We start from the raw sequence: 4,261 nt of genomic DNA on the forward strand, positions 1-4,261 counted from the left end.
GCGAGGCTGACCACCGCCGTCCAGGCGTAGAAGATCAGCACGGCGTCGCGGTCGGAGTGGCCCATGTCGAGCATGCGGTGGTGCAGGTGCTTGCGGTCGGGTGAGAACGGGGACTTGCCGGCGCGCATGCGCCGCAGCACCGCCATGCCGAAATCGAGCAGCGGCAGCAGCACGACGACCATCGGGAGGAGGATCGGGATGAACGCACCCAGCAGCTGGGAGCGGCCGAACTGGTCGGGGTCGCCCAGCAGAGCGGGGTCGAGCGAGCCGGTGATCGATACGGCAGAGCAGGCCATCAGCAGCCCGATCATGAGGGCACCGGAGTCGCCCATGAACATCTTCGCGGGGTTCCAGTTGAACGGGAGGAACCCGATGCAGGCGCCGATGAGCACGGCGGCGATGAACGACGCCATCGTGAAGTAGGTCGCCGAACCCATGTCGCGCATGAGCAGGTAGGCGTAAGCGAAGAAGACCAGGTTGGCGATGAGCGCGACCCCGGCGACCAGACCGTCGAGACCGTCGATGAAGTTGACGGCGTTCATGACGATGACGATGGAGAAGATCGTCAGCACGAAGCTGACGGTGCTGGAGAATCCGGTGATGCCGCCGATGGGCAGGGTGTAGATCTGCAGCTCGCCGAACCAGGCGACGATGCCGGCGGCGAGGAACTGCGCCCCGAGCTTGATGGTCCAGTCCAGGTCCCAGAGATCGTCGGCGACGCCTACGAGGACGATGAGCGTCGTGGCGGCGAGCACGGCCCAGGGCGCCGGGCCCGACCAGAAGCTGCCGAAGCGGGGATCGGGGTGCATGGCCGAGACGGCGAAGGCCGCCATGATCGCGAGGTACATCGCGATGCCGCCGAGACGGGGGGTCGGCGTCTTGTGCACGTCGCGCTCGCGGATGGCCGGATACAGCTTGTATCGCAGACTCAGTCGCCATACCGCCCACGACAGCACCAGCGTCAGTGCCGCGGTGAGGATGACGATGAAGACGTACTGTTTCACGCGCCGCCGCCGGCCGCCGCAGCGGCGCCGTCCGCCTGGTCGGGGTCGGCTTCGAGCAGCTCGCCGAGCACGTCCCGCAGCCGGGAGCGCGAGACGGCGCCGTCACGAAGGACGCGCACGATACCGTCGCCCTCCCCCACGAGCCCGGTCGCGTCGACGATGGTGGAGGGGATGCCGGTCTCGCGCGTGCCGGCATCCAGATACACCGCCACAGTGTCGCCGAGCATGTCGACGGCCTCGTCGATCGCGACGGCGGCCGCCTTGCCGGTGCGGTTGGCGCTGGACACCGCCAGCGGACCGCACTCCTCGAGCATCTCCAGGGCGATGCGGTCGGCGGGCATGCGCACGGCGACCGTTCCGAACGTGTCGCCCAGATCCCACGCCAGCGACGGCTGCGACGGCAGCACGATGGTCAGCCCTCCGGGCCAGAATTCCTCGACCAGGCGCTCGACGGGCTCGGGGATCTCGGCCGCCAGGGCCCGAAGCGTCGAGACACCGGGTACGAGCACCGGTGGCGGCGACTGGCGCCCCCGGCCCTTCGCCGCCAGCAGTCGCGCCACGGCGGCCGGGCTGAAGGCGTCGGCGGCGACCCCATAGACGGTGTCGGTGGGGATCACGATGAGCTCGCCGCGGGCGATCGCCTGGCGTGCCTGACGCAGGCCGGGAAGCAGCTGCGTCTCGTCGCGGCTGTCGAATACGGGTGACATGGCCGTGTCAGTCTATCGGGGCGCCTTCAAAGTGCTGTCAGCGCCCTCCCGGGTGGTGCGCCGACGCTCAGGGCCGGACGGCCGTGGTGGCGCGGTCCCGCAGAGTGAGGTCCTGGTGGGTGGCCGTCGCGCGCCAGCCGTCCGCCGTGAGCAGCTCGCGGATCGGATCTCCCTGCCACTCGCCGTGCTCGAGCACGAGAGTCCCCCCTGCATGCAGCAGACGGCTCGCGACGCCGCTGATCACGCGCACCACGTCGAGGCCGTCCGCTCCCCCGTAGAGCGCGGCAGGCGGGTCCCAGTCGCGCACCTCCGGGTCGCGCGGGATCGCCCCTTCGGGGACGTAGGGCGGGTTGGAAACGACCACGGAAACGGTGCCGTCGAGCTCGGGGAAGGCCTCGGCGAGGTCGACGAACGCGATGCTCGCGTTCGGGGCACCCACGGCGCGGAAGTTCTCCTTCGCCCACACGAAGGCGTCGACGGAGTTCTCGGCCGCGTACACGCGGGCGTGCGGCACCTCGGTCGCCAGCGCCAGCGCGATGGCGCCGCTGCCGGTGCCGAGGTCCACGGCGACCGGGGTCGGCCCGGCGGCGGCCGAGAGGGCGTCGATCGCGATCTGGGCGACCGTTTCGGTCTCGGGGCGCGGCACGAAGACCCCGGGGCCGACCTTGACCTCCAGATGGCGGAAGGGGGCCAGGCCCGTCAGGTGCTGCAGGGGCTCGCGGGCGGCGCGGCGCTCGAGCAGGTCGGCGAAGACGCCGGCGTGCCCTGCGGACACGGTGTCGCCGCGCACGGCCGCGGCGTGCAGCTCACCGCGACCCACCCCCAGAACGTGCGCCAGCAGCAGCTGCGCATCGACGTCGGCGGATGCCACCCCGGCGCGCTGCAGCAGGTCGGTGGCGGCGCGCAGCGTCTCGGCGATGCGCGCGGGTGCGGGTTCAGGGTGGGGATGGGGCATGAGCGGCATCCAGCCTAGACCGTCACAAAAGGCCCGACCCCCGAAGCGCCCCATAGGCTGGACTCAGGACCTCCGCCCGCCTGTGAGGCCTCCCCGACTCGCACGAAAGGCAGACCATGTCCGGAATCCACCCCGACATCACGAGCGCATTCGGAAATACGCCGCTCGTCAAGCTCAACGGCATCACCGAGGGCCTTCCGGGCACGGTGCTCGCCAAGCTGGAGTTCTACAACCCCGCCTCGAGCGTGAAGGACCGTATCGCGATCGCGATCGTCGACGCTGCCGAGGCGTCGGGCGAGCTGCCGCCGGGCGGCACGATCGTCGAGGCGACCAGCGGCAACACCGGCATCGCGCTGGCCATGGTGGGCGCTGCCCGCGGGTACCGGGTGATCCTGGCGATGCCGTCGTCGATGTCGATGGAGCGGCGCCTGCTGCTGAAGGCCTACGGCGCGGAGCTGGTGCTCACCGAGCCCGCCGGCGGCATGAAGGGTGCGGTCGCCAAGGCCCAGGAGATCGTCGCCGAGACCCCCGGCGCCGTGCTCGCACGCCAGTTCGAGAACGCGGCGAACCCCGAGATCCACCGCAAGACGACCGCCGAGGAGATCCTGCGCGACACCGACGGCAAGGTCGACTACTTCGTCGCCGGCATCGGCACGGGCGGCACCATCACCGGCGTCGGCCAGGTGCTGCGCGAGCGCGTTCCCGAGGCGAAGATCGTCGCCGTCGAGCCGGCCGACTCGCCGCTGCTGACCAAGGGCACGGCAGGCCCGCACAAGATCCAGGGCATCGGACCGAACTTCATTCCGGCGCTTCTGGATCAGAGCGTCATCGACGAGGTCATCGACGTGGAGTTCACCGACGCCATCGCCACCGCGCGCGAGCTCGGTGTCAAGGACGGCATCCTCGTCGGCATCTCTTCGGGCGCCGCGCTCTGGGCCGCGCTGCAGGTCGCCGCACGCCCCGAGGCGGAGGGCAAGAACATCGTCGTGGTGATCCCCTCGTACGGCGAGCGGTACCTCTCCACCGCGCTGTACGAGGATCTGCGCGAAGACTGAGCCCCTCCGGCCCGGGCGGCAGCGCCGCCCGGGCCGTCATCATTCCCAGAAAGCAGGTGCGCGTGCACGGCATGGCCCCTCTCCCCGATTCGGTTCCCGCGCGGAAGGCGAGCGCGTGAGCGCGCCGATGCGGAGCCTGATCGGGCTGGTCGGCCGGGTGCGTGAGGACATCGCCGCCGCGCGGCTGCGCGACCCCGCCGCCCGCAACGGGCTCGAGATCGCGCTGCTGTATCCGGGCCTTCACGCCGTGTGGTCGCACCGCGTCGCCCATGCCCTGTGGGTGCGCGGCCTTCGCCTTCCCGCCCGTGGTCTCTCACAGCTCACGCGGTGGCTCACGGGCATCGAGATCCACCCCGGGGCCCGCATCGGGCGCCGGTGCTTCATCGACCACGGAATGGGCGTGGTGATCGGCGAGACCGCCGAGATCGGCGACGACGTGCTGCTCTACCACGGGGTCACGCTCGGCGGCCGGACGCGCAACGGGGGCAAGCGGCATCCCACCCTCGGGGATCGCGTGCTGGTGGGCGCCGGTGCGAAGGT

General features: G+C 70.9%; 5 protein-coding genes. 2 read left to right on the forward strand and 3 right to left on the reverse strand.

Annotated features, from left to right (window positions below):
- The 3 genes from NQ160_RS19620 to prmC all read right to left on the reverse strand — a co-directional run.
- Positions 1 to 1,004 (reverse strand): MraY family glycosyltransferase (locus NQ160_RS19620; RefSeq protein WP_257516792.1); only part of this gene is annotated, 1,004 nt, incomplete at its 3' end.
- On the reverse strand, positions 1,001 to 1,711 hold the full coding sequence (locus NQ160_RS19625; protein WP_257516793.1) for an L-threonylcarbamoyladenylate synthase: 711 nt from the start codon (positions 1,709 to 1,711) through the stop codon (positions 1,001 to 1,003). The genes NQ160_RS19625 and NQ160_RS19620, both read right to left, overlap by 4 nt.
- Before the next feature lie 67 nt (positions 1,712 to 1,778).
- Positions 1,779 to 2,666, reverse strand: coding sequence for a peptide chain release factor N(5)-glutamine methyltransferase (prmC, locus tag NQ160_RS19630; protein WP_257516794.1), 888 nt, complete (start codon positions 2,664 to 2,666; stop codon positions 1,779 to 1,781).
- Between the two features lie 116 nt (positions 2,667 to 2,782).
- On the opposite strand from prmC, the gene cysK reads away from it, so the two are divergent.
- On the forward strand, positions 2,783 to 3,721 hold the full coding sequence (gene cysK / locus NQ160_RS19635; protein ID WP_257516795.1) for a cysteine synthase A: 939 nt from the start codon (positions 2,783 to 2,785) through the stop codon (positions 3,719 to 3,721).
- Positions 3,722 to 3,848: 127 nt separating this feature from the next.
- Positions 3,849 to 4,261 (forward strand): serine O-acetyltransferase EpsC (gene epsC / locus NQ160_RS19640; protein WP_257516796.1); only part of this gene is annotated, 413 nt, incomplete at its 3' end.

The organism is Microbacterium sp. zg.Y909 (assembly GCF_024626565.1).

Excerpts from the sequence above, each read along its gene's own strand:
- NQ160_RS19625 (WP_257516793.1), bottom strand. The coding sequence starts at position 1,711 with ATGTCACCCGTATTCGACAGCCGCGACGAGACGCAGCTGCTTCCCGGC.
- cysK (WP_257516795.1), top strand. The coding sequence starts at position 2,783 with ATGTCCGGAATCCACCCCGACATCACGAGCGCATTCGGAAATACGCCG.
- prmC (WP_257516794.1), bottom strand. The coding sequence starts at position 2,666 with ATGCCCCATCCCCACCCTGAACCCGCACCCGCGCGCATCGCCGAGACG.